At 43.0% G+C, this 21,572-nt stretch carries 24 protein-coding genes; 14 read left to right on the plus strand and 10 right to left on the minus strand.

The window, feature by feature from the left end; all coding sequences use genetic code 11:
• Nucleotides 1–6: 6 nt before the first annotated feature.
• From V7L05_RS33640 to V7L05_RS33655, 4 genes are all read right to left on the minus strand, one after another.
• Nucleotides 7–663, minus strand: coding sequence for a ribonuclease HII (locus tag V7L05_RS33640; protein WP_335170602.1), 657 nt, complete (start codon nt 661–663; stop codon nt 7–9).
• Nucleotides 664–671: 8 nt separating this feature from the next.
• Complete coding sequence (locus V7L05_RS33645) at nt 672–2,813, minus strand: Rne/Rng family ribonuclease (protein ID WP_335170603.1); 2,142 nt, start codon at nt 2,811–2,813, stop codon at nt 672–674.
• Nucleotides 2,814–3,640: 827 nt separating this feature from the next.
• A complete protein-coding gene (locus V7L05_RS33650; protein WP_335170604.1) occupies nt 3,641–6,337 on the minus strand; it encodes a TIGR03960 family B12-binding radical SAM protein in 2,697 nt (898 codons plus the stop codon).
• Nucleotides 6,338–6,492: 155 nt separating this feature from the next.
• Nucleotides 6,493–6,822 (minus strand): STAS domain-containing protein, encoded by a 330-nt coding sequence (locus V7L05_RS33655; protein ID WP_334952885.1) that lies wholly within the window; start codon nt 6,820–6,822, stop codon nt 6,493–6,495.
• Between the two features lie 468 nt (nt 6,823–7,290).
• Here V7L05_RS33655 and V7L05_RS33660 point away from each other — a divergent pair, with 468 nt between their 5' ends.
• Together V7L05_RS33660 and V7L05_RS33665 are read left to right on the plus strand one after the other, a co-directional pair.
• On the plus strand, nt 7,291–7,494 hold the full coding sequence (locus tag V7L05_RS33660) for a hypothetical protein (protein WP_292763530.1): 204 nt from the start codon (nt 7,291–7,293) through the stop codon (nt 7,492–7,494).
• A gap of 210 nt (nt 7,495–7,704) precedes the next feature.
• Entirely contained in the window at nt 7,705–8,880 is a 1,176-nt protein-coding gene (locus V7L05_RS33665) for a pyridoxal phosphate-dependent aminotransferase (protein ID WP_335170605.1), read from the plus strand.
• Between the two features lie 160 nt (nt 8,881–9,040).
• Here the strand turns inward: V7L05_RS33665 and V7L05_RS33670 are convergent, their stop codons facing one another.
• Nucleotides 9,041–9,406 carry a hypothetical protein gene (locus tag V7L05_RS33670; protein ID WP_335170678.1) on the minus strand — a complete coding sequence of 122 codons (366 nt, stop codon included), beginning with the start codon at nt 9,404–9,406 and terminating at the stop codon, nt 9,041–9,043.
• A 300-nt stretch (nt 9,407–9,706) separates the two neighbouring features.
• On the opposite strand from V7L05_RS33670, the gene clpS reads away from it, so the two are divergent.
• The 4 genes from clpS to V7L05_RS33690 all read left to right on the plus strand — a co-directional run bounded on the left by clpS (nt 9,707) and on the right by V7L05_RS33690 (nt 11,758).
• The gene (gene clpS / locus V7L05_RS33675; RefSeq protein WP_104907504.1) at nt 9,707–9,988 is read left to right on the plus strand and encodes an ATP-dependent Clp protease adapter ClpS; all 282 of its coding nucleotides are present in this window, start codon (nt 9,707–9,709) and stop codon (nt 9,986–9,988) included.
• A gap of 73 nt (nt 9,989–10,061) precedes the next feature.
• A complete protein-coding gene (locus V7L05_RS33680) occupies nt 10,062–10,886 on the plus strand; it encodes a CPBP family intramembrane glutamic endopeptidase (protein WP_335170606.1) in 825 nt (274 codons plus the stop codon).
• 74 nt (nt 10,887–10,960) lie between these two features.
• Nucleotides 10,961–11,488 (plus strand): hypothetical protein, encoded by a 528-nt coding sequence (locus V7L05_RS33685; RefSeq protein ID WP_335170607.1) that lies wholly within the window; start codon nt 10,961–10,963, stop codon nt 11,486–11,488.
• A gap of 3 nt (nt 11,489–11,491) precedes the next feature.
• The gene (locus tag V7L05_RS33690) at nt 11,492–11,758 is read left to right on the plus strand and encodes a hypothetical protein (RefSeq protein ID WP_335170608.1); all 267 of its coding nucleotides are present in this window, start codon (nt 11,492–11,494) and stop codon (nt 11,756–11,758) included.
• Here V7L05_RS33690 and V7L05_RS33695 read toward each other — a convergent pair.
• Both V7L05_RS33695 and V7L05_RS33700 read right to left on the minus strand, forming a co-directional pair.
• Nucleotides 11,732–12,133, minus strand: coding sequence for a type II toxin-antitoxin system VapC family toxin (locus V7L05_RS33695; RefSeq protein ID WP_335170609.1), 402 nt, complete (start codon nt 12,131–12,133; stop codon nt 11,732–11,734). The genes V7L05_RS33690 and V7L05_RS33695 overlap by 27 nt on opposite strands.
• Nucleotides 12,133–12,366: a hypothetical protein gene (locus V7L05_RS33700; RefSeq protein ID WP_335170610.1), complete on the minus strand. Its 234-nt coding sequence runs from the start codon at nt 12,364–12,366 to the stop codon at nt 12,133–12,135. Before V7L05_RS33700 ends, V7L05_RS33695 begins: the two co-directional genes overlap by 1 nt.
• Before the next feature lie 381 nt (nt 12,367–12,747).
• Between V7L05_RS33700 and V7L05_RS33705 the strand changes: the two genes are divergently transcribed.
• Nucleotides 12,748–13,416, plus strand: a complete 669-nt coding sequence (locus V7L05_RS33705) for a Uma2 family endonuclease (protein WP_335170611.1) — start codon at nt 12,748–12,750, stop codon at nt 13,414–13,416.
• A 37-nt stretch (nt 13,417–13,453) separates the two neighbouring features.
• Here the strand turns inward: V7L05_RS33705 and V7L05_RS33710 are convergent, their stop codons facing one another.
• Nucleotides 13,454–13,654: a hypothetical protein gene (locus V7L05_RS33710; protein WP_335170612.1), complete on the minus strand. Its 201-nt coding sequence runs from the start codon at nt 13,652–13,654 to the stop codon at nt 13,454–13,456.
• A gap of 275 nt (nt 13,655–13,929) precedes the next feature.
• On the opposite strand from V7L05_RS33710, the gene mnmE reads away from it, so the two are divergent.
• The 7 genes from mnmE (at nt 13,930) to V7L05_RS33745 (ending at nt 18,482) form a co-directional block, all read left to right on the plus strand.
• A complete protein-coding gene (gene mnmE, locus V7L05_RS33715; protein WP_335170613.1) occupies nt 13,930–15,324 on the plus strand; it encodes a tRNA uridine-5-carboxymethylaminomethyl(34) synthesis GTPase MnmE in 1,395 nt (464 codons plus the stop codon).
• Nucleotides 15,325–15,419: 95 nt separating this feature from the next.
• A complete protein-coding gene (locus V7L05_RS33720; protein WP_335170614.1) occupies nt 15,420–15,923 on the plus strand; it encodes a GNAT family N-acetyltransferase in 504 nt (167 codons plus the stop codon).
• A 6-nt stretch (nt 15,924–15,929) separates the two neighbouring features.
• A complete protein-coding gene (locus V7L05_RS33725; RefSeq protein WP_335170615.1) occupies nt 15,930–16,700 on the plus strand; it encodes an SDR family NAD(P)-dependent oxidoreductase in 771 nt (256 codons plus the stop codon).
• Nucleotides 16,701–16,864: 164 nt separating this feature from the next.
• Nucleotides 16,865–17,182 (plus strand): hypothetical protein, encoded by a 318-nt coding sequence (locus tag V7L05_RS33730; RefSeq protein WP_335170616.1) that lies wholly within the window; start codon nt 16,865–16,867, stop codon nt 17,180–17,182.
• A 70-nt stretch (nt 17,183–17,252) separates the two neighbouring features.
• Nucleotides 17,253–17,567: a ribbon-helix-helix domain-containing protein gene (locus V7L05_RS33735; RefSeq protein ID WP_335170617.1), complete on the plus strand. Its 315-nt coding sequence runs from the start codon at nt 17,253–17,255 to the stop codon at nt 17,565–17,567.
• A gap of 2 nt (nt 17,568–17,569) precedes the next feature.
• Nucleotides 17,570–18,013 (plus strand): type II toxin-antitoxin system VapC family toxin, encoded by a 444-nt coding sequence (locus V7L05_RS33740; protein ID WP_335170618.1) that lies wholly within the window; start codon nt 17,570–17,572, stop codon nt 18,011–18,013.
• 40 nt (nt 18,014–18,053) lie between these two features.
• Nucleotides 18,054–18,482 (plus strand): AlbA family DNA-binding domain-containing protein, encoded by a 429-nt coding sequence (locus V7L05_RS33745; RefSeq protein WP_335170619.1) that lies wholly within the window; start codon nt 18,054–18,056, stop codon nt 18,480–18,482.
• Between the two features lie 21 nt (nt 18,483–18,503).
• Here the strand turns inward: V7L05_RS33745 and V7L05_RS33750 are convergent, their stop codons facing one another.
• Both V7L05_RS33750 and V7L05_RS33755 read right to left on the minus strand, forming a co-directional pair.
• Nucleotides 18,504–19,424, minus strand: coding sequence for an alpha/beta hydrolase (locus V7L05_RS33750; RefSeq protein ID WP_335170620.1), 921 nt, complete (start codon nt 19,422–19,424; stop codon nt 18,504–18,506).
• Between the two features lie 347 nt (nt 19,425–19,771).
• A complete protein-coding gene (locus V7L05_RS33755) occupies nt 19,772–21,541 on the minus strand; it encodes a hypothetical protein (RefSeq protein WP_335170621.1) in 1,770 nt (589 codons plus the stop codon).
• Nucleotides 21,542–21,572 lie beyond the last annotated feature (31 nt).

Raw genomic sequence — 21,572 nt, forward strand, 5'->3', positions numbered from 1 at the left:
ATTTAATCACTCAACACTCAGACGTTTGATTTGGCAAGGACGAAAAGACTGACGATGTAGAGGCGAAGACCCGTATTCTTGCAAAGCCAGCAAATGCTGCTGGCTACCATAACCCTTGTTACGCTCCAGGTTGTACATAGGGTATTTTAATGCTAGACGCACTACCAGTTCGTCACGCCAAACCTTAGCGACAATACTAGCAGAGGCAATAGCGAGCGATCGCTCGTCTCCCTTAACTATTGTTTGCTGCGGTATTAGCAAGTCTTTGATTGACTGATTACCATCAACCCAGCAGATTGCAGGCTGTACCTTTAACTTCAGCACAGCCCGCTTCATTGCTAACAGCGTCGCTTGCAAAATATTTATCTTGTCAATTTCGGCAGTAGAAGCAAACCCAATTTTCCAATCTATAGCCAGCCCACAAATTTGTTGCGCTAGCTGAGTTCTACGAGAACTAGACAACTTTTTACTGTCTTTAATTTTAGCTGCCATCAGTATTGGCAAAGCATGATCTGGTAGGATCACTGCCGCCGCCACCACAGGGCCAAATAAAGCACCTCGCCCGACTTCATCCACACCTGCAACCAACCCTGGAATCCCTGACAAGGTAGAAAACTCCAGCCAACTGGATTTTTCCAAGGGTGCTGGCGATGTTTCTACCATAAAGCAAATTAATTATCCTCGATCGCGGAGGAACGACGGCGGCGACGACGGCTGGCAGTGGCGCTACTATTGGCTTCAGCTTCAGTTTCATCGGCGATCGCAGCGGAGGCAATCGCCGACAAGCCTGCCGAAGGATTCGTAGTCAACTCCGATGCTTGGGTTGTCTCTTCGATCAAAGATTTTTGTTCTGGTTCAATAACTTTTGGTGCCGGTATCTTGCTTGTGGTTATTTCAGGTGTTGCTTTTTGGACAATAGCGGTTATTTCAGGTGTTGCTTTTTGAGCAATAGTTGATTCTGAGATTGATTCAGTTGGGGTTGTTGGCAGTTGACCGGGCTGAATCACATTAATAATCACAGACTTGGTATTTTTAACCTCTTGCTCTAACTTCACCAAGGGAGATATTCCCATCAAAGCAAACATATCCTGTTCCGGGAGGCTCATTTCTACAGTCCTAATCTCCGGTGGTTCTACCACAGGTTTGATTGGTTCTGCCTTGATAACTTTAATGCGCTCTACTCTTTCATTCCAACCTGGTTTACCAAGGGTGGGTGAGGGGATCTCTGGTGCAACTCCTAGTTCTGGTTCCACATCAAGGTCTAAGTCTGGCTCGTTGACAAAAGCCAGGGGATTGGCAACAACACGAGCTTCATCTTTCCCGTTTAACCCATTGATGCCAATTCGACTGCGGCGAGTCCGGGTACGACGCTTATCATTAAGCTCTTGATAACTAGGATGATTGATCAGATTTAAGTTGCCCAATTCCGAGTCGCCGTCAAATGTTTCCCCAAATCCATCATAGGTTTCTCGTGGTTCCGGGGTGCGGGCAGATGGCTGACGTGGTTCTCGGTGAGGCAGGGATACAAAACGCTCACGCTCTGGTGTATCTGATAGTATTGGCAATCGGTTTTCGATTTCTCCAGGGAGACGCACGGTATGTCCTAAACCGCCACAGGTGGGACAAGTTTCACCAAATAATTCGTAAATGTTTTGACCCTGACGCTTGCGGGTCAGTTCTACTAAACCTAGTTCGGTGAGTTGGGCAATCTGGGGACGAGCTTTGTCTGCTTTGAGTGCTTTATTAAAGTGTTCGAGAACTTGCAGTTGGTCACGTCGCAATTCCATATCAATAAAATCAACGACGATCACCCCGGCGATATTCCGCAGACGCAACTGGCGAGCAATTTCTGTTGCAGCTTCGCAGTTTGTCCACAAAACTGTTTCTCTAGCTGTTGCCGATCGCGTGAAGGAACCTGAGTTAACATCGATTACGGTTAATGCCTCCGTCGGCTCAATGATGACGTAGCCTCCAGAAGGTAAGTCTACTCTCGGTTTGAGGGCTTCTCGAATCGCGGCAGTAATACGGAAGTATTCTAAAATTGGAGAGCGATCGCGGTGATGATCAATTAACAATCCCTGCGGTGTTTGACCGCCACTCCAATTCTGCAAGTACTGCTTCACACGCTTCAAACCAGTACTGGAATCCACGACAATCCGATTCACGTCCGCGCCGTACATATCCCGTAATACGCGCTGAATGAAGTCATCATCCCGGTTGAGCAGTGCTGGGGCGCGGGTGGACTGCGCTTCAAGTTGGATAGCCTCCCATTGCTTTTGCAGCACCTCCAAATCTTCCATAATCGCTTCTTCGGGCTTGCCTTCGGCTTCTGTACGCACAAGCAAACCCATTCCCGCCGGTTTGACCAAAATCGCCAGCGCCCGCAAGCGGTTGCGCTCACTTTCACTTTTAATCCGTCGGGATAAATTTACGCCCCTACCATAGGGCATCAGTACTACGTAGCGTCCGGGTAAGGTGATATTACCCGTGAGCCTGGGTCCTTTTGTCCCCGTTGGCTCTTTCATTACTTGCACCAAAACTTTCTGCTGTGGTGCTAGTAGTTCTGTAATTGCCGCTGCGGTACGCTTTAGCTTTAATGGCCCTAAGTCGGTGACGTGAATAAAACCGTTGCGCTCTGGGTCGCCAATATTTACAAAAGCCGCATCTATCCCAGGCAATACGTTTTCTACTACTCCTAAGTAGATATCACCTATTTGATGATGACCCGTAGCAACAACGAGTTCCTGTATTTGATCTTCAGAAAAAACCGCAGCAATTTGGTGCTGCTCCGCGATGATAATTTGTTTTGGCATTCAATTTCCTCAAAAACTGGCAGCACCAATAGGTATGGAGGTTTGTTATACCTTTGTTGTCCCTACAACCCTCTAAAGGCGCTACTGGTAATAAAAATCGCAAATCTGAGCTTCTAAGTTAAATAGCTATTGGCGCTCTTAAGAGCCTTTACCCGGCTGCATATTGTTTCAGCAATTAAATCAACCGTCCGTGGTTGATTCGTGATCCAATACGCTCAATCAAGAGAGTTCTGAGTTGAAAGTTCTAAATCCGGAGTTAGCTTTTAACCCAGGACGCTTGATTTGAGAGTAACCTACTGAAGTCGTTAAGAAAAAGAAACTATTTCTATTTTCCATTCCCCGGATTTATCCTTAGGGTTATACTCAGCAACACCAGCTGCGACCCTGCCTTCAGCTGCCCTAGCCTATGGCAAGCCGCCCTTTGCGCGTCTGTGAACGTCTACAAATCGGCATAACCGACGGCAGTTGCTTCAACTCTAGAAAAGTAATGCACTAGCTCTTGGGTACTAGTGTAGATTCGACATTCAGCAGTTGTTTAAAAAGCATGGATTTAGAGAAGCTAACCGAGCCTGCTGTTAGTTACTGATTCACAAGGTAGCTATAGAGAGAGTGTTCTTTAATCTGCTTTTTGTTTATCTGGGATAAAATCCTAGATGTTACACTCTAATATGTATGCTTTCGCCCCCTGAATACCAGGGTAGTGAACCAGCTAATTCAATGCAGCGCCAGAAAATTTCTCTTCACCCCATTCTAACGCAACCTTGCTAAAAATCAATTCCTACGATGTGCCATGTTAGGACAACTACTAGCAAGCTGCCCTACAGGGATTATACCCCTAAAATTAGCCGATTGCGGTGGATGTGTAGGAGTTGAAATTCTACACTAGCCACTGTCTCTAGCATAAACAGGATTTGTTCGGGACGCAACAGCAAACCATCTTGGCGATAGCTACCTAGATAACGGATCACAGATGATATAGATTCTGCTTTGCTATTGTAGGTTTCTACTAATTCCAGTTCAAATAAGCGATCGCGCAGATTTATTAACTGGCTCTTGCCTGACTTTGTTATTTGCTCGTACCAAAGCTCCTCTTTCGCTTTGATTATATCAATCCAGTTTTGCCATTGTATAGGTGTTGTTTCTGCAAGTGTTGCTACAGTAATCAAATACTCTGCGGACTCCAGCAGTTGGGTCGCGGCACTAGCTTTTAAATCTATCTGCTCCACATTATATATAGGTATGTCTGTGGGCATTTCACGAGCCAACTGTTCTCGGAAAGTATCAACTTCTACTGGCACAGTTAACTCAAAATCGACTATTTCACCACTACTAGTAGCCCCTAAAGCCAAAGCAGTTGCTACAGAAATTCGCGGCATGGGATGAAACCCACCAGTGAAAGCGATTGGTAAGCCGGCTCGTCGCACAACTCGGTCAAACAGACGGATTAAATCTAGGTGGCTGATCAAAGCCATATTACCCTGTTTCCCAAACCAAACTCGCAGTCGTTGCGCCTTAGTTGGATTGGGGACAAACTCGCCAGCGAATTTTGGGATAGCGGGTGATTCAATCACGACGTTATGGCCAAAGTCGGTGCCACAGACGCCACAGTGAGAACAACCTTCAAAAGAGCAGTCGGGTACAATTGCAGCTTCTAAGGCGCGTTGTAAGTCTTCTTGGAGCCACTTTTTCTCAATTCCGGTATCAATATGATCCCAAGGGAGGGAAATATTGAGGGAGTGGGGAGTGGGGAGAGACGCGATTAATCGCGTCTGTACAGGAGTTAGGAGTTGGGTATTTTCCGTATCTGCCGATCTCTTCTGCTCTTGTATATGAAATAAATTCCATTCGCCATTTTCTACTTGGCGGTATTTCCAATCTAAACCGGCTTGAGCGATCGCAGACCCCCAAGCACTAAAAGCTTGATCTAAATTTTCATACCAGGAATCCATACCTGCACCCAATTCCCAGGCGCGGCGCACTACTTTGCCCAAATTGCGATCGCCTCTGCCCACAAAATCTTCCATTGCCGAAATGCGGACATCGGTAAAATTTACCTTCACTCCCTTTATCCGGCGGAATTCTTGCCGCAACAGGTTTTGTTTGCGCTTAAATTCAGTGGTAGAGACTGAGTGCCACTGGAATGGTGTATGGGGTTTGGGTGTAAAGTTAGAAATTGTCAGGTTAAAGTTTAGGGGTTTTCTGCCTTTGCCCCGACATTCTCGCTGTAGCCAGCTGACTGTTTCCGCAATACCCAAAACATCAACATCTGTCTCACCCGGCAAGCCAATCATAAAATACAACTTTATTTTATCCCAGCCTTGCTCCCAAGCGGTTTTCACCCCCCGCAACAATTCTTCATTCGTCAAACCCTTATTCACGATGTCTCGCATCCGCTGAGTTCCAGCTTCGGGAGCAAAAGTCAATCCTCCTTGGCGCGTACCTCCAAGGATGTTGGCAATATTCTCATCAAATCTGTCTACCCGTTGGCTTGGTAGAGTCAGAGAAATGTTTTCATTTTTTAGCCGATTTTTGATTTCCATCCCTACTGCTGGTAGGGACAAATAATCAGAACAACTCAGAGATAGGAGGGAAAACTCATTGTAACCAGTTGCCCGCATACCCTGTTCAATTGCTTCTACCACCTGATCCGGTTCTACATCCCGTGCTGGTCGAGTCAGCATTCCTGGTTGACAGAAGCGACAGCCACGAGTGCAACCACGCCGAATCTCAATGGTCAAGCGGTCATGCACTGTTTCTACGTAGGGAACTAACCCAATGGAATATGCTGGTATGGGAGTTGCAACCCGTCGCAGAATTCGTTTTGGCACGTCTGGGCGACGCGGATGAACTGAGCCATCCTCTGCCATGTCGTAAAACTGGGGCACATATACGCCTGGTATCTGTGCCAAATCCAGTAACAGATTTTCCCGACTCAATCCTGCTTGTTTGCCTTCTTCCAACACCAAACCAATTTCTGGCAGCAGTTCTTCTCCATCTCCAAGGGCGAAAAAGTCGAAGAAGTCGGCATAAGGCTCAGGATTCGATGTCGCTGTTTGCCCACCTGCAAAAATCAACGGAAATTGGGACTGGGTATCGGTAAATTCTTCCCCTGCTTTTTGGCGTTCTCGCCATGTCAAGGGAATTCCAGCCAAATCCAACATTTCCAGGATATTAGTTGCACCCAGTTCGTAACTGAGGCTAAAACCTAAAATGTCGAATTCTGTGAGCGATCGCTTTGACTCTACCGCAAACAATGGCGTTTTAGTTTCGCGTAATTTGGCTGCTAGGTCTTTTCCTGGGAGGTAGGCGCGATCGCACAATTGACGCGGTTGGGCATTCAAGATGTTATAGAGGATGATATGCCCTAAATTTGATGCACCGACTTCATATACTTCTGGGTACGTTAAGACCCAGCGTATTGCTGTCGTATCCCAAGGTTTGTGTACAGCTAAACGCTCATTACCCAGGTAACGCCCTGGTTTTAAAATATCCGATGTTATTAATCTTTCAACTGCAACAGCCACTATGCTATGTTCTAGCTACCTTAATTACAGCTACTCAAACCCAACTTTAGCATTGAATTAGGTCTTTTAACATAGTTTATCGTTGCAACTTACAACTCCTTTACATAAAGTCTACTTATTATCCGAACCTTTGTGCTTTTACTCAAGTAATCAAGTTATGTTGCACTCAACTCAACTTCATCATCCAATATTTCAAATACCCTGTCGAGTTGCGTTAGTTCAAAAATAATTCTAATTGACGGAGTAACAGCGCAAAGTCGGAAACCCCGTCCTAAACCGAGAGCTAGCTTGTGTGTAGATAACAATGCCATCAAACCTGCGCTGTCTAAGGATTCTACTGCTACTAGGTCTACTACCAAGATGGAAATACCATTTTGTGCCAACGCCGTAGTCATATCTCGTTCAAACTCCAAGGCGTTTGCAGCATTCAAACAGCCTTGGGGGCGAATAACTGCAATCTTGGGATAGTTAAGCACTGCCTGCATAATTACATCCTATTAAGAATTGTTGAAGCGTCAAGCTAAGGATTATTGGAACATAAACTCTATTTTGTTGCATCGGCCATATGTCTTAGCTCTCTTTGCTGAATCTTTATTACTTTAGTATCTCTGTTTAAAGATTGTTATAATTCCAGTTTAAAATGTGTTTATATATACTTTTTTTTTATCTCAGTTCAAAAACAATCAACATAGACAGCCATAGAGCAGACAACTCATCAGTAACTATGCTGAGAAAACTTACTTAGTCTATAACTAAAGCTAATTTAGCTAAGTCTTAACGGTAAGTTAAATCTCCCACTTTAGCGTTACTGATGGCATACCACAGAGTCATAGCGCATTATCTATTAACTAATTAAGATGTGATCTAAATCACCAAAAGTTAGTATTTCGATCACTCTTTATACTTAGATAAATCTGGGAGAACTAGTATCATATACAATTAGGCTATTACTTATGAGAACTCAGTACGCTATTCGTAAATTGGTAGAAAAAGCTCTTGACATTAAAAAACTAACTCCTGAGATAGAAAATGAAATCAATTCAGAACTGACGGAACTGGGTTACATTTCTGATGTTGATTACGAAGCTCTAGAATTATTAATGGCAGAGATGGATGCTGGTCGAATTCAGTTAGTTTCTAGTTGGGGATATTCCTAATTGCTTAGGCATAGAGGCTTTTTGGCTATATCCGGTGAATTTAATTAAGATTGGAGCAATCAAAATTTCAAGTAGGTAAAACAAGTTTTAGTAAAGGCAAGGGCGATATCATTCTTTGTATTTTTCTATGAGGTTGATTATTTAAATACCTATTTGGCGTAAACTGTGCTAATGACCCTCTACATTATTGTGCATTCGTAGTAAATCGCCATGCAGTTCGCTAAACGCCTAGAAAAAATTCCTCCCTATCTGTTTGCTGAAATTGTCCAGAAGCGGAATGAACTCGTTGCTAAGGGAGTTGATATCATCAATATGGCGATTGGCGATCCAGATAAACCAACTCCCAGTCATATCCTCCAGGTAATGCATGAGGCGATTGACGACGCTGCCAACCACAATTATCCACCTTACCAAGGGACAAAAGAATTCCGGGAAACTGCGGCTAAGTGGATGGAACGTCGGTTTGGGGTGACAGGGTTGAATCCGAATACAGAGGTTGTTTCTTCAATTGGTTCCAAGGAAGCAATTCATAATACTTTCTTAGCGTTTGTGGAAGCAGGAGACTATACACTAATACCAGATCCTGGTTATCCCGTGTACCGGACTTCGACAATTTTCGCTGGTGGTGAGTCTTTTCCTATGCCCCTGAAGGCAGAAAACGGTTTTTTGCCTGATTTGAGTGCGATACCTGAAGAAGTCGCCCAAAAAGCAAAGCTGTTATGGATTAATTATCCCAATAATCCGACTGGAGCATTGGCAACATTAGAGTTTTTTGAAGAATTGGTGGCTTTCTGCAAGCAGTATGATATTTTGTTGTGTCATGACAACGCCTACTCAGAAATGGCATACGATGGCTATAAACCGCCTAGTGTGCTGCAAATTCCCGGCGCGAAGGATGTAGCGATCGAATTTCACAGTTTGTCTAAGTCGTACAATATGACAGGCTGGCGGGTTGGTTTTGTTGTTGGTAATGCTGTGGGTATAAAAGGTTTGACACAGGTAAAAACTAACGTTGATTCTGGGGTGTTTAAGGCAATTCAAGCATCTGCGATCGCAGCTTATTCTACTACCACGGAAGCAGAACTCCAAGCCATCATGTCGGTTTACCAAAATCGCCGTGACATTATTGTGAATGGATTGCAATCTTTAGGTTGGCCAATTCAGCCTCCGAAAGCTACCCTTTACGTCTGGACACCTGTACCTCCAGGATATTCCTCAGCAGAATTTGTGACGTTGCTACTTGACAAATGTGGCATTCTTGTGCCACCGGGTAGTGGTTATGGTGCATCTGGAGAAGGCTTTTTCCGAATTGCTTTAACTATCCCTGATGAACGGTTGCAAGAAGGAATTCAACGCATGAAAGATGCTGGTATACGCTACGACTGAGGGAGGGAGTGGGGAGTGGGGAGTGAGGGAGATGAGGGAGATGAGGGAGATGAGGGAGATGAGGGGGAGTGAGAATTTTAGATTTTAGATTTTGGATTAAAGAATTGAAATTTAATCCAAAATCTAAAATCCAAAATCCAAAATTGAATTGCCCAATGCTCTAATCCCTAATGCCTAATCCCTCTTGATATGCTTGCCAAAGTTGGTGAATAAACTGATTGAGTTGCTGCTTGGCAGCTGAGTCAGGTTCCGTTTTTGGTTCTTTTGCTAAAACTTGGCTCAAGAAGGTAATTACTTCTGTGTCTAAAGCTGGCCGAAATAAATTTGCAGGCCAAAGCAAGTCAGACGCATCTCGCAAATCGGTAATTAGCGGTGATTCTTGAATCAAAGTAACCATAAATAAAGGACGCACCCAGCACAACTGGCGGGAAACTACAAATTGAATGACTTCTGCATACAGATTCCTGTCGCCATGCTCTAAACACACAATTTGTCCCGGTTGAAGAAAATCTCGGCTAATGTCCATCATTATGCAGTTTGGGCAGGGGCAAGGATTATTTTTTAACTTCCTTAATCTTAAAAGTGAAAATGCGCTAGGTTTAAGGAAAGCTTCTGTAAGATTAGGGTAGCACTCTTACCGCAGCCATGTCTTAGACATCGGCTTCAGAAGTGGGTACGCAAAACTAATACGACCAATCCTTGGCAACAAAGAGTTTTCGTAGCATAGTATCTGGACAGAAATATTATAGAATAGGTAAATAACTGTTAAGCGATCGCTAGACAGAAACTTTGTTGTAGTGAATTAACGAGAAAAGAGCAAAGAGCCGTGTCAGTTGAAACTATTGAAAAGCCTTCCACAACCCGCAAGCTCGCGCCTCGGTATCGCGTTTTGCTCCATAACGACGACTACAACTCGATGGAGCATGTTGTACAGTCACTAATAGCCACTGTGCCAAGCCTTACGCAACCGCAGGCTGTTAGCATCATGATGGAAGCCCATACTAACGGGCTAGCTTTAGTCATTACTTGCGCTCTGGAACACGCTGAGTTCTATTGCGAAACATTGATAAGTCACGGTTTAAGTAGCACGATTGAACCTGATGAATAGTCATTAGTCATTGGTCATTAGTTATTGGTCATTAGTCGAAATTTAGAGTATTGGCTGGTGACTTAACATTGGTATGAAAAAAAACCTTGTCCGTTTAGCCGAACGCCCTGCCCCTATCAGGCTGGGCTGTTTTATTTTGACGTTATTGCTGCTATGGTTGCCATTGGCCGCACCAATATACTTACTAGTGCATGATTCAAACTTAGAAAGTATATTGACATTGGTGTTGTTATATGCAGTATTTATTTTTCTGCTGAGACTATGGGGTAAATATGTCTACCAGCAGCCCCAAATTCTGCGGCGTTATGGCTTAGAATTCACACGACAAAATGGTGTGGATTTACTGCGTGGCTTGGCTATCGGCATAATTAATATTCTGATACTTTTTGGGGTAGAAAGTTTATTGGGTTGGTTGGTGTGGCAACAACCGAAAGTTTTTTTGCTGAAAATAATTTTAGAGGGTTTACTTGTTGGCTTAGGTATTGGATTTGCTGAGGAATTGTTATTCCGAGGCTGGTTGCTAGATGAATTACAACGAGATTACAGTCCGCGTGTGGCACTGGGGACAGATGCAATTGCCTTTGCTACATTGCACTTTATTAAACCCTTGGAGGCAATTATTCATACACTGCCGCAATTTCCAGCTTTAGTATTGCTGGGGTTAACGCAGGTATGGGGAAAGCGTTGGCGGAGGGGACGCTTGGGTTTACCAATTGGTCTGCATGGTGGATTAGTATGGGGCTACTACATTATTAATGTTGGGGAATTAGTGAAATATTCTGGTCAAGTTCCTGATTGGGTAACTGGTGTGAATAATAATCCCCTGCAAGGAATGATGGGGGTGTTGTTAATGAGTGTACTAGCTTTGTGGATACGGGGGCGAACAGTGAAAAGTTAAAAATGGGTAATGAACTTGTAGAAAAATAAAATATCGGCTAAAAAGGAACTACATTAATATTCCATTTGGGCCAAGTGTCAGAGTTTAGACAAAAGTTTTTTAGAGATTCAAGATCAAATAAAGATTTAGGATTAAAAATAATGGATTGTAGTCGTCTGGAATATATCAAAAATGTCAATAATGACAATGGTGTTTGGGCGTATGAATTGCATCCTATTGGAGAGGACTTTCAATTGAACTTTAAAAAGGGTAAAGGTGTAGATAATCATGCCTTTAACTTACCAAAAGGATCTTTTATCATCCTTTCTCAAAAACGACCTGGGTACGAACGATCCTTGACACACGTAGTTGAACTGGTTAACGAGGGAAGTGAAGATAAACCTGAATGGAATACAGGTACATGGGGTATTTTCCGATGGGTTAAGGTTCATTGGATTGCTGATTTCACAGATGTCAGCCGTATTCCTCTTGATCAGAAGGAAATGAGAGCCGATTGGGGTTTTCGGAACACTAAAGCCAAATTGTTGTCTAGTCCAAGCTTGATGGATCAGTGGGGTAGTATCGATAAATTAAGAGCGCACTTAGGAGAAGTCTTTAATTAAACGATGACGCGATCTAACACCATTAAACAGCAGCGATCGCAAAGAATATTAGAACTATTTGCGATCGCACGTCAACGATATTTAGATGCGGGAGGAAATCCTCGACGCACCCCAACGGGACTCAAGGGAGATGATTATATGACAGATGAGGAAAGGCAAGAAGCGTTGGTATTAGGAAGGCAAATTTTGCCACAAGAATATATTGATAATCGCAAATCGCCAAAAATGTACTTGATGACTGCTTCACCAAATTGTATTAACACTAGATAGTTGAATTTTGCTATCTCGACTAATCACTGGTACTCCCAGATATAAGGCTGTAGCAGCAATAATGCGATCGGGTAGGTCTGGTACTTGTGAGCGATTCACTAAGCGTAAAGCTTCAGCTATATGCCTAGTAAAAGGAACTTCAAGCAGTAAAGAATCAGTTGTGTCAACAGATGCAAGCAGGCGTTCAAGTGTTAATGGAGAAATACGTCCTTTCTCACTCAAGTATACAATTTCGGCTAGCGTAATAGAGGAGAAAGCAACTTGATCTCCAGAAGATGCTATTTGGGCTATAGTATTTTGGGCAGTTGTTGATAATCGTGAATCGCCAAAAATGTACCAAATTACTGCATGGGTGTCAGCTACAGCACGTAGCATCAAATATCCTCCCGTGGAAAGCTAGCCCATTCTTCACTACGGGCTACATCAATTTCCTCTGTGGAAGGTGCGTTTCCTAAATCAGCACAGAGTCCCCACAAAGATTGGCGCGGATGGGTAGACAGTTTATCTGTTAACTCGCGTTCTATATCAGGAGCAATTTGCTGGATTAAACGTACTTTGTCCACGGTTGAAAGTTGCTTTGCTAATCTGATAACTTCTTTTAGGCTCACAATTTTTCACCTGCTTCATCTGCGAAAATTTTAACAATAGCTAAGAATATTGCGAAACGGCGAAGCAGTGACCTTCGGATGAGAATAAAAACGATGACGCAATCTAACACCATTAAACAGCAGCGATATTTAGATGCAGTAGGAAATCCTCGACGCATCCCGAAGGGACTCAGGGAGATGATTATAGCGTTTCCTAAGCAACTGAGGTACACTCAAATCTTATTTAACAAGGTTAGTAGGCTTGAAAACGTACCTCACCAGGTCGGGAACCGCTATATATGACAGATTTCTCGCCGTGTAGACTTTTTCAGCAACCCATATTTACCTGAAAATAGCTCCTCACTGCTACGCTAAACTTATAGCACTGAGACACTTGCCGCTATGTCTGTCACCAAAGATTTTCAAGTCCCAAAAGATGTTATATTTCCGCCAGGAGATTTATATAGTGACGAACCGCCTTTGGAAACTGACTTGCATCGGTTACAAATGACGCTGCTGATTCAATGCTTAGAGTGGTTGTGGCAAAATCGCAACGACTTCTATGCATCGGGTAATCTCACCATCTACTACAGTCCACGCCAGCGCAAATCAGAAAACTTCCGGGGGCCAGATTTTTTTGTAGTACTGGGAACTGAACGCAAACACCGTAAAAGCTGGGTTGTTTGGGAAGAAGATGGCAAATATCCCAATCTAATTATAGAAATCCTATCGCATAGCACAGACGACACTGATAAAGGCTTAAAAAAACAAATTTACCAAGATATCTTTCGCACACCAGATTACTTCTGGTTTGACCCGGAAACGTTAGAATTTTCAGGGTTCCATTTGCTTGATGGTGAATATCAACCACTAGAACCAAATCCCCAAGGCTGGTTGTGGAGTCAACAGTTAGGTTTATATTTAGGGGTTTATCAAGAAAATTTACGGTTTTACACTCCTGAAGGAGAACTGGTTCCCACACCCGAAGAAGTGGCACAACAAGAGAAGCAACGCAGCGATCGCTTGGCGGCAAAACTGCGAGAATTAAATATAGATCCAGATACTATTTAACTTCTACGCTGTCTTGCTTGTGCCTTGAACATGAATGTTATGGATCTTCAGGAAAAACCCATTTTGGCGGTTCCGTCATTTTTTTTCGCAGACGTTCTTGTGCTAACTCCAACATTTGGTCTAAGGGAGTCTCTTGAATAAATTTTGCAGCGGCCTCTCTAAACTCCATATTGGGGCATTTATCCCCTAAAACACAACCGTTAACGCAGGCTTGGGCGCAGTTAATTTTTTGCTCCACAGTAAATTCCTCTCTAAAAGTTATGAGTTATAAGTTATACAGCAGAATTCAGAATTCAGAATTCAGAAGTAAAACAGGGGTTTATACCTCGCTTTGGGACGAATCGTTGTGTACTTCACTTTCCTTAAAATCTGTTATAAGTTGCGAGTTATGATTTTCACCCTCCAGGTAAATTTTACCTTGTCAGTTGCCATCTCATTAGTTTAAATATCTACCATTTAGAAAGTTATCAGATGAGTTATGATTTTGACTTCTCACTTTGATGAAGGGCGCTGATGTCAGAAGTTTTTGCCACTACTGGAACCATCGCTGCGATCGCTACTGCTGTTGTCCCCCAACAGGGTAGCGTTGGTATTGTGCGGGTATCGGGTTCCGAAGCAATGGCTTTAGCTCAAACTCTCTTTCACGCACCAGGGCGACAAGTTTGGGAAAGTCACCGGATTCTCTACGGTTACATTCGCCATCCCCAAACGCAACAATTGGTGGATGAAGCGCTGTTGCTGATTATGAAAGCACCCCGTTCTTACACCCGTGAAGATGTAGTGGAATTCCATTGCCACGGGGGAATTATGGCAGTGCAGCAGGTGTTACAACTGTGTTTGGAAAATGGGGCAAGACTAGCGCAACCGGGAGAATTTACTCTCCGCGCCTTTTTGAATGGACGATTGGATTTAACTCAAGCTGAAGGTATTGCGGATTTAGTGGGAGCTAAATCGCCCCAAGCTGCCCAAACTGCTTTAGCTGGTTTACAGGGAAAATTAGCTCATCCAATCCGGCAGTTACGCGCCAACTGTTTAGATATTTTGGCAGAAATCGAAGCTCGAATCGATTTTGAGGAAGACCTGCCTCCGTTGGATGATAAAGCAATAATATCAGAAATCGAGAAAATTGCCGCAGAAATCACTAAGTTAATAGAAACCAAAGACAAAGGTGAGTTGTTACGCACTGGTTTAAAAGTGGCAATTGTTGGACGTCCGAATGTGGGTAAGTCCAGCTTATTGAACGCTTGGAGCCGGAGCGATCGCGCGATTGTGACTGACTTACCCGGTACAACCCGCGATGTGGTGGAATCGCAGTTAGTTGTCGGGGGAATTCCTGTACAAGTGCTAGATACTGCGGGGATTCGGGAAACAACAGACCAAGTGGAAAAAATCGGTGTCGAGCGATCGCGCCGTGCCGCCAATGCAGCAGATTTAGTCTTGCTTACCATCGATGCTTCAGCTGGGTGGACAGAAGGCGATCGAGAAATTTATGAACAAGTACAACATCGTCCGTTGATTCTAGTGATTAACAAAATCGATTTAGTTGAAGAAAGCGAAAGAAAAACTCTTCAATCCAAAATCCAAAATCCAAAATCTAAAATTGTCACAGCAGCAGCCCAAAATCAAGGTATTGATGCTTTAGAAACAGCAATTTTAGAGATAGTTCAAGCCGGAAAAGTGCAAGCGGCTGATATGGATTTAGCCATTAATCAAAGGCAAGCAGCAGCCTTAACTCAAGCTAAAATTTCCTTGGAACAGGTACAAGCAACAATTGCCCAACAGTTACCTCTTGATTTCTGGACAATTGACTTACGAGGTGCGGTTCAAGCACTAGGAGAAATTACTGGTGAAGAGGTTACAGAATCAGTTTTGGATAGAATTTTTAGTAAGTTTTGTATTGGTAAATAAAGGGTAGATTGGCAAAAGCGAAATGCAACCCAACATTTATACTAATCTTTGTGAATTTTCACGATTTTTCAACTCAACCTACAATTAATAACTAAATGTACATCTCAATTCGCCAAGCAACCATACAAGATACGGTGATAGTTTCGGATGTGTTGTTAGAAGCAGCTTTGTGGCTTCAGCAACGTGGTATGACTCTGTGGCATGATAGCGAGATTTCGCCAGAAAGTATCTCGGAAGATGTTGCTAACGGCTTGTTTTTCATTGCTGAATCGGCAGGTGAACCAGTTGGTACAATCAAGTTTCAGCTTGAGGATTTACTTTTCTGGCCCGACATTTCTCAGGAGGAGTCAGCATTTGTACATCGCCTTGCAGTTCGACGGCGTTATTCTGGTGGTAAAGTCTCTTCAGCACTGCTTACTTGGGCAGTCGAACATGCACAAACACTTGGTAAACATTATTTACGTCTAGATTGTAAGGCTTCGCGATCGCGCCTAAGAGCAATATATGAAAACTTTGGTTTCCGTCATCACAGCGACAGACAAGTTGGTGCTTATTTTGTCTCTCGCTACGAATATGAAATACCTGCACAAATCAGCTAAATTTATATGTCTTTTATCGATGAAATTAATCCTGTAAACGCATTGATTGTGGGAGCCAGCCAAGGTATTGGTTTAGGTTTTGTGAAAAAATTGCTACAAGATGACAGAATAGCCAAAGTTTATGCAACTTCTCGTCAACCGGAATCAGCCCCCGATTTAATAGCTCTTGCAGGCGAACATTCTGAGCGATTAATTTGTTTAAAGATGGATATTACTGACGAGTTGCAGATTGTTGAAGCTGTTCAAAAAATATCTGCCCAAGTTGACAAACTGCATTTGGTAGTGAACTGTGTAGGACTGTTGCATGAAGATACTTTGCAACCTGAAAAAAGCTTAAGACAGATCAATTCCGAAAATTTGCTGCGCTACTTTCAAATAAATAGTATTGGTGCTGTCTTGTTGGCTAAACATCTATTGCCTCTGTTTCGTCATGGAGAACGCAGCGTGTTTGCGACTATTTCTGCTAAATTGGGTAGTATTGGCGATAACCAACTTGGTGGATGGTATGGCTATCGCGCTTCTAAAGCAGCACTCAATATGTTGATGCGAACTGCGGCAATTGAGTATAAAAGAAGTTGTCCTAAAGCATTAATAGTGACATTGCATCCTGGTACAACTGATACGCGCCTTTCCCGTCCTTTCCAGGGAAATGTCCCTGCGGAACAATTATTTTCAGTGGAACGTACTGCTACCCAATTATTGGCTGTGATCGAACAGCTTCAAGAAGGCGATAGTGGACAGTTTTTCTCATGGAATGGAAGCAGATTGCCTTGGTAAGCTAAAACATATCTAAGAAAGCATATTTCGATTTCATCAAAATCTTGTAGGGTGGGCATCTTGCCCGCCCTAATTCTGCAACTTAAATGCCAATTAGCTTAACTGCGTTACGCTGGTGCTAGTGAAACTCACGTTACTTGTAACCAAAGCCTATGAAGTTTTTTGTGCCAGCAGCCAAGGATGATATTAAAGCAGAGCAGGTGTATAGCGCTCTTGGTAAGTCTCTCAAAGCACCAATAACTGAAAAGCGCATTTGGAAGTTACAATGGCGCGAGAACGAAATTGATCTAGAATCCGAGGTTGGTAAACCTTTACCACCTTTTTACCAAACAGGGAAAGAGCTAGTTCTGGCAATCTTTGAGTGTGAAAACCTTTATAAGATTTGTACTCTTAGCCGTGGAGGAGTAAAGGGAGAACCTATTTTGGTTGGAAAAAACTCTCAATCCTCAGCAACATATTTTTCAGATATTGTAAATAACTGACTCTACATTTGAAGGTGCGATCGCGCTGGTAGCATAGTAAATAAAATCAGTTCACCCGAACTCTAAAGGTATGACTAACATTCAGATTTCCTTACCTGAGTCGATGAAAGTCTTTGTCGAAGAACAAATTGCTAAAGGCGGTTATAGTTCAGCCAGTGAATATCTTCAAGAGCTAATCTTTCAAGACCAACAGCGCAAAGGTCAAGAACGAAAACGCGCTCAGTTGATGGCGAAGCTTCAGACACAAGGTCAACTAAATAATCAGGAGTTTGAACTAATTGCAGATAAGTTAGCTGACGAGTTTGCAGCATACTTTGGGTCAAATTTACCTGTGCTGTCAGATTATGCTGTGACTCGTGAGAGTATTTATGAGGATCATCCTTAGCAGTGGTATACCTCATAGACACTAACATCCTACTGCGTTTTGTAGATCGCACTCACTTACTACACCCAATAATACGAACTGCGATCCGAAAATTGCGACGTGATGGACATACACTGCAAATCACAGTGCAAAACTGCGTTGAGTTTTGGAATGTTGCTACAAGACCAGCGACAAAAAACGGATTTGGCTTGACACCAACAGATGCAGATTGGCTACTGCGACTGATTGAGCGCCTCTTTCCATTGTTACCTGATATGCCTACTATTTACCCTGAGTGGCGTAAGCTTGTTGTCACATTCAGTGTGTCAGGTGTCCAAGTGCATGATGCTCGTCTCGTTGCTAATATGAAGGCAAATAGTGTGACGCATATTTTGACATTCAATACTAAAGATTTCATTCGCTATGCGTCAGAAGGAATTATAGCGGTTGATCCAACAACACTGTAATTGTTATTTTTCAATGGGCGATCGCTAGGATGCTATAGCCATGATGACTCCAGAAATACTTAGAAAACTCATAGCTGAAGGCGAAACTCTGACTGTAGAATTTAAAAGCGATCGCAAACCTCTACCTGATAATGATTTGCTAGATGCTGTGGTATGCCTTACTAACAAGCATGGTGGCAAACTAGTTATTGGTGTAGAGAATGATGGTTGTATAACAGGCTTAAATCAAAAGCTTACAGAATCTTCTCCAGGTTTGTTATCTGCTTTTATAGCAAATAAAACAGTACCATCTCTGTCCGTAGAAACGACAATGATTGATTTGCCTGAAGGATGCGTGGCTGTAATAAACGTACCCACTGCACCGCAATTGGTATCAACAAGCAATGGTCGAACGCTGATATATCATCAAAGAATCGAGAGGCGATGTCTACGACAGACTACGCCTACGTATTGCTTGACGATAAAGTAATCAAGCCTCATGTACTGAAAGCTAAGAACTAGGAAACTCTAACTCAGCGTTTCCCCGTCCTAACTGCACCACCTCAGATGGTAAGTGTCGCTCCAACCAATCTTCCAAATCAGCCAATACCTCAGAGTAATTAAGGTCATTCTGAATATCGTGATAGGCTCCCGGATACTCGATTCTCAGTTTATCTGTGCAGTTTATCCGTTGGTAAAAGATGTCGCTTCCCCCTGGTAAAGCCACTCGGTCTGCGCCACCGTGGAGAATCAACAATGGTAATTGCCAATCAGCTGCGTGAGCATTAATCCAATCAACTGTTGCAAAAAATTCTGTAGCTAGACGGGCAGTAGCACGGGTATGTCGCAGTGTATCTTGGACATAGGTGGCTACAATCTGCTGATCTCGTGAACCAGCGCTGATGTCAATACCTGTATTCAGGGAGAAACGCGGCCACACCCGTGAGAGCATTTTTCCTAAAAGTAGCCGAACAGGTGAAACCCCAACTTTCCCCAAGGTTGGCGCTAAAGCGATCGCACCCTGCAATAATGATGCTTGTTGGGGATAGCGCAGAATGTAATCTAGGACAATCACCGCACCTAAACTATGACCCAAGATAAAAATTGGGCATCCAGGATTCTGAGTCTGAATTAACTCTAAAAAGGCTCCCAGGTCTTCGCGAAACTCACTCCAAGCGTTGATGTAGCCTCGCTGGCCTGGTGAGCGTCCATGACCACGCAACTCTAAGCCATAGACAGCATATTGTTTGGGTATCAAATGCTGAACTACATTACTGTAGCGATCGCTGTGTCCTCCGAGTCCATGCACAATGGCTAATATTGCCCGTACTTTACCCTCTGGATGCCAGCTTTGGTAATACAGGTCAAGTCCTTCAACACCTTGGAATGTGCCTTCTTTACGAGACACTATGCGATCGCTATGCTCAATCATAGGGTTAATTTTTTACCTATTTTCCCCGCAAGCTACTAATATGTCAACATCCATTGTAGTTAAAATAGCTTCGAGCTATGGAAGAATTACAGTGAATTGAGTTACCCTCACCTATTTAAAGGCTTCTAACCGGGGAACATCTCAGTGAAAGCAAATACACTACATCATAAGATTCCTGCTCCCTCTCCTTACTAAGAAGAGGGTTGGGGTGAGGTTTAGGCTTTCTACGAAAGTGAGATGCTCTCTCTAACTGTGGGTTAGTTAATAATATGACATCAACAATTATGATTAGTTCATGAATTCAAACGCTTCTTAATTACGAATTACGAATTACGAATTACGAATTATTATTTCCCCAACCATAGTTGCCGCAACGACTGAAAAATCTTTACAAATCTCTTTTCTAGCCAGAGCATAACATAATCAAGCCATTCCAGAAGTTGCTCTAAGGGGTGCTTCTCATAGCCTGTTGAAGTTGCTTTGGTTTCTATCCAGTCTGGTTGTGCCTCAACTTGACTGCTTTGGTGAAATTGCTGTTGCAAAATTTCCCCTTTACGACTCTCGCTTTTAATTTCGGAAATACGGGCTTGGGTTTGTTTTCTAGAGGCGACTTTTCCAGATGTTTTTTGACTTGAGGCGAGATTACTAGTTGGTTGTTTCCTTCCTACCAAACCAGAACCCACTTTAGGTTGTTTTACACTCAAATTCTTTTGTGGAAAAGGCCCTACTGATAAACTTGGGGTTAAAGCAGGATTTTTATTTTGAGAAAGTGTAACTGGCTTATCAACAACGGTTTCGGTGTCACCAAATAAATCACCCCACGTTAGCCAAGGATCATTTTTTAAATCCTGGTTCTCCAACTGAGGGCTTTTGGATAAGGCTTTTCTAAGACGTGATGATAATAGTTTACCTAGCAATCTCTCATCACTGGTTCTTGGCTCAAGTGTTTTTCTACTACCAACACCAAAAAAGTAATTAAGTGCCGCTTCAATCAAAGCCTGAAGATTCAATTTATGAGTTTCCAAAGAATCAGCAGTAGTCGCAATTTCTCCCTTAGTAGCTAATTGCTCTTTGCCATAAAGAAATATATTTAACTGAGTTTGGGCAACTTGGACAATTTCCTGGCTACGTTCTTGCACAGGCACTAAAGCATTTAATTCCAACTTAGCAACGGCTGTATCTAAAAATACTAATAATCTATCTGTATTAAATGCGATGTGCGATTTATTCTCCAAACCTCTCCCCCACAGTCCGAGAGGCTTTGATTCTTGTTCCCCAACCCTTGTAGGTAAGGGGTTGGGAGTTAGGTTTGAGACGGCATTATTAAGTAAATCTTTTGGTATCCCCTCGGCTAAAACTGGAATTTTGGCTGTATTTCCGTCAGTGAGCTTTGCTAATAAACGGTCAATTTGTGGTAATAAATCTGTTTCTTTTTTAGCTATAATCAACTGCCAAGACTGCCAGTACTTAGCAACTTCGTTAATAATCCGGTCTTCTAATTTAGCCTGCTGTTGGGGTGTCAAAATATCTAGAATTTCATTATCGGCAGTAACAAGTACTAAATTCCGATTCATCAAATTTGTGGCAATTCCCCGCACTATTGGAACATGCTGCTTGAGAGCATTCTCTAACTGTGAAGAGTTGAGACTTGCGGCTTTATTCTCTGTAATATTTGATGCTTGAGTAAGATTAGCGTTATTTGTAGAGTTATTATCAACGAATTTCAGCCGAAAAACTCCCACCAAAGCCAAGGGATTGAAAAGTTCAGATATTTTTGCAGGAGTGGAGGCGAATTCATCAGATGATAGATAATGGACTGCCTCTAGTGCATGTTGAATCGGACTATCAACATTTGGGAGAGTTTCGGGCTGGAAATCGGTATCATTTGGTTGTAACTTTAGTCTAGTTTGTGGTTCTTTGGTCTGTAGCGTTTTCCCAGACGATTCCGATGACTGAAACAGTAGATACACTGGGTAAAGTAGTACCTCCACACCCCACTTAGTGGCAACTTGCAAATGCCGGAAGGTGTGTTCCCACTGTTCTGTCACCCGCCGAGATTGCTGATGGACAAAGTTAAATAGTCTACTTTGATAACGACCAGAGGAACCAGAAGACATAGTAGTAATTTTTTAGTTCAAGTCTTGTTGA

It is taken from the genome of Nostoc sp. (assembly GCF_036917755.1).
Taxonomy (GTDB): Bacteria; Cyanobacteriota; Cyanobacteriia; order Cyanobacteriales; family Nostocaceae; genus Nostoc.

Coding starts and splice junctions, on each gene's coding strand:
- V7L05_RS33705 (WP_335170611.1), top strand. CDS start 12,748: ATGTCTGTCACCAAAGATTTTCAAGTCCCAAAAGATGTTATATTTCCG.
- V7L05_RS33690 (WP_335170608.1), top strand. CDS start 11,492: ATGACGCGATCTAACACCATTAAACAGCAGCGATCGCAAAGAATATTA.
- V7L05_RS33660 (WP_292763530.1), top strand. CDS start 7,291: ATGAGAACTCAGTACGCTATTCGTAAATTGGTAGAAAAAGCTCTTGAC.
- V7L05_RS33725 (WP_335170615.1), top strand. CDS start 15,930: ATGTCTTTTATCGATGAAATTAATCCTGTAAACGCATTGATTGTGGGA.
- mnmE (WP_335170613.1), top strand. CDS start 13,930: ATGTCAGAAGTTTTTGCCACTACTGGAACCATCGCTGCGATCGCTACT.
- V7L05_RS33655 (WP_334952885.1), bottom strand. CDS start 6,822: ATGCAGGCAGTGCTTAACTATCCCAAGATTGCAGTTATTCGCCCCCAA.
- V7L05_RS33665 (WP_335170605.1), top strand. CDS start 7,705: ATGCAGTTCGCTAAACGCCTAGAAAAAATTCCTCCCTATCTGTTTGCT.
- V7L05_RS33750 (WP_335170620.1), bottom strand. CDS start 19,424: ATGATTGAGCATAGCGATCGCATAGTGTCTCGTAAAGAAGGCACATTC.
- V7L05_RS33720 (WP_335170614.1), top strand. CDS start 15,420: ATGTACATCTCAATTCGCCAAGCAACCATACAAGATACGGTGATAGTT.
- V7L05_RS33640 (WP_335170602.1), bottom strand. CDS start 663: ATGGTAGAAACATCGCCAGCACCCTTGGAAAAATCCAGTTGGCTGGAG.
- V7L05_RS33695 (WP_335170609.1), bottom strand. CDS start 12,133: ATGCTACGTGCTGTAGCTGACACCCATGCAGTAATTTGGTACATTTTT.
- V7L05_RS33735 (WP_335170617.1), top strand. CDS start 17,253: ATGACTAACATTCAGATTTCCTTACCTGAGTCGATGAAAGTCTTTGTC.
- V7L05_RS33755 (WP_335170621.1), bottom strand. CDS start 21,541: ATGTCTTCTGGTTCCTCTGGTCGTTATCAAAGTAGACTATTTAACTTT.
- V7L05_RS33670 (WP_335170678.1), bottom strand. CDS start 9,406: ATGGACATTAGCCGAGATTTTCTTCAACCGGGACAAATTGTGTGTTTA.
- V7L05_RS33680 (WP_335170606.1), top strand. CDS start 10,062: ATGAAAAAAAACCTTGTCCGTTTAGCCGAACGCCCTGCCCCTATCAGG.
- V7L05_RS33745 (WP_335170619.1), top strand. CDS start 18,054: ATGATGACTCCAGAAATACTTAGAAAACTCATAGCTGAAGGCGAAACT.
- V7L05_RS33645 (WP_335170603.1), bottom strand. CDS start 2,813: ATGCCAAAACAAATTATCATCGCGGAGCAGCACCAAATTGCTGCGGTT.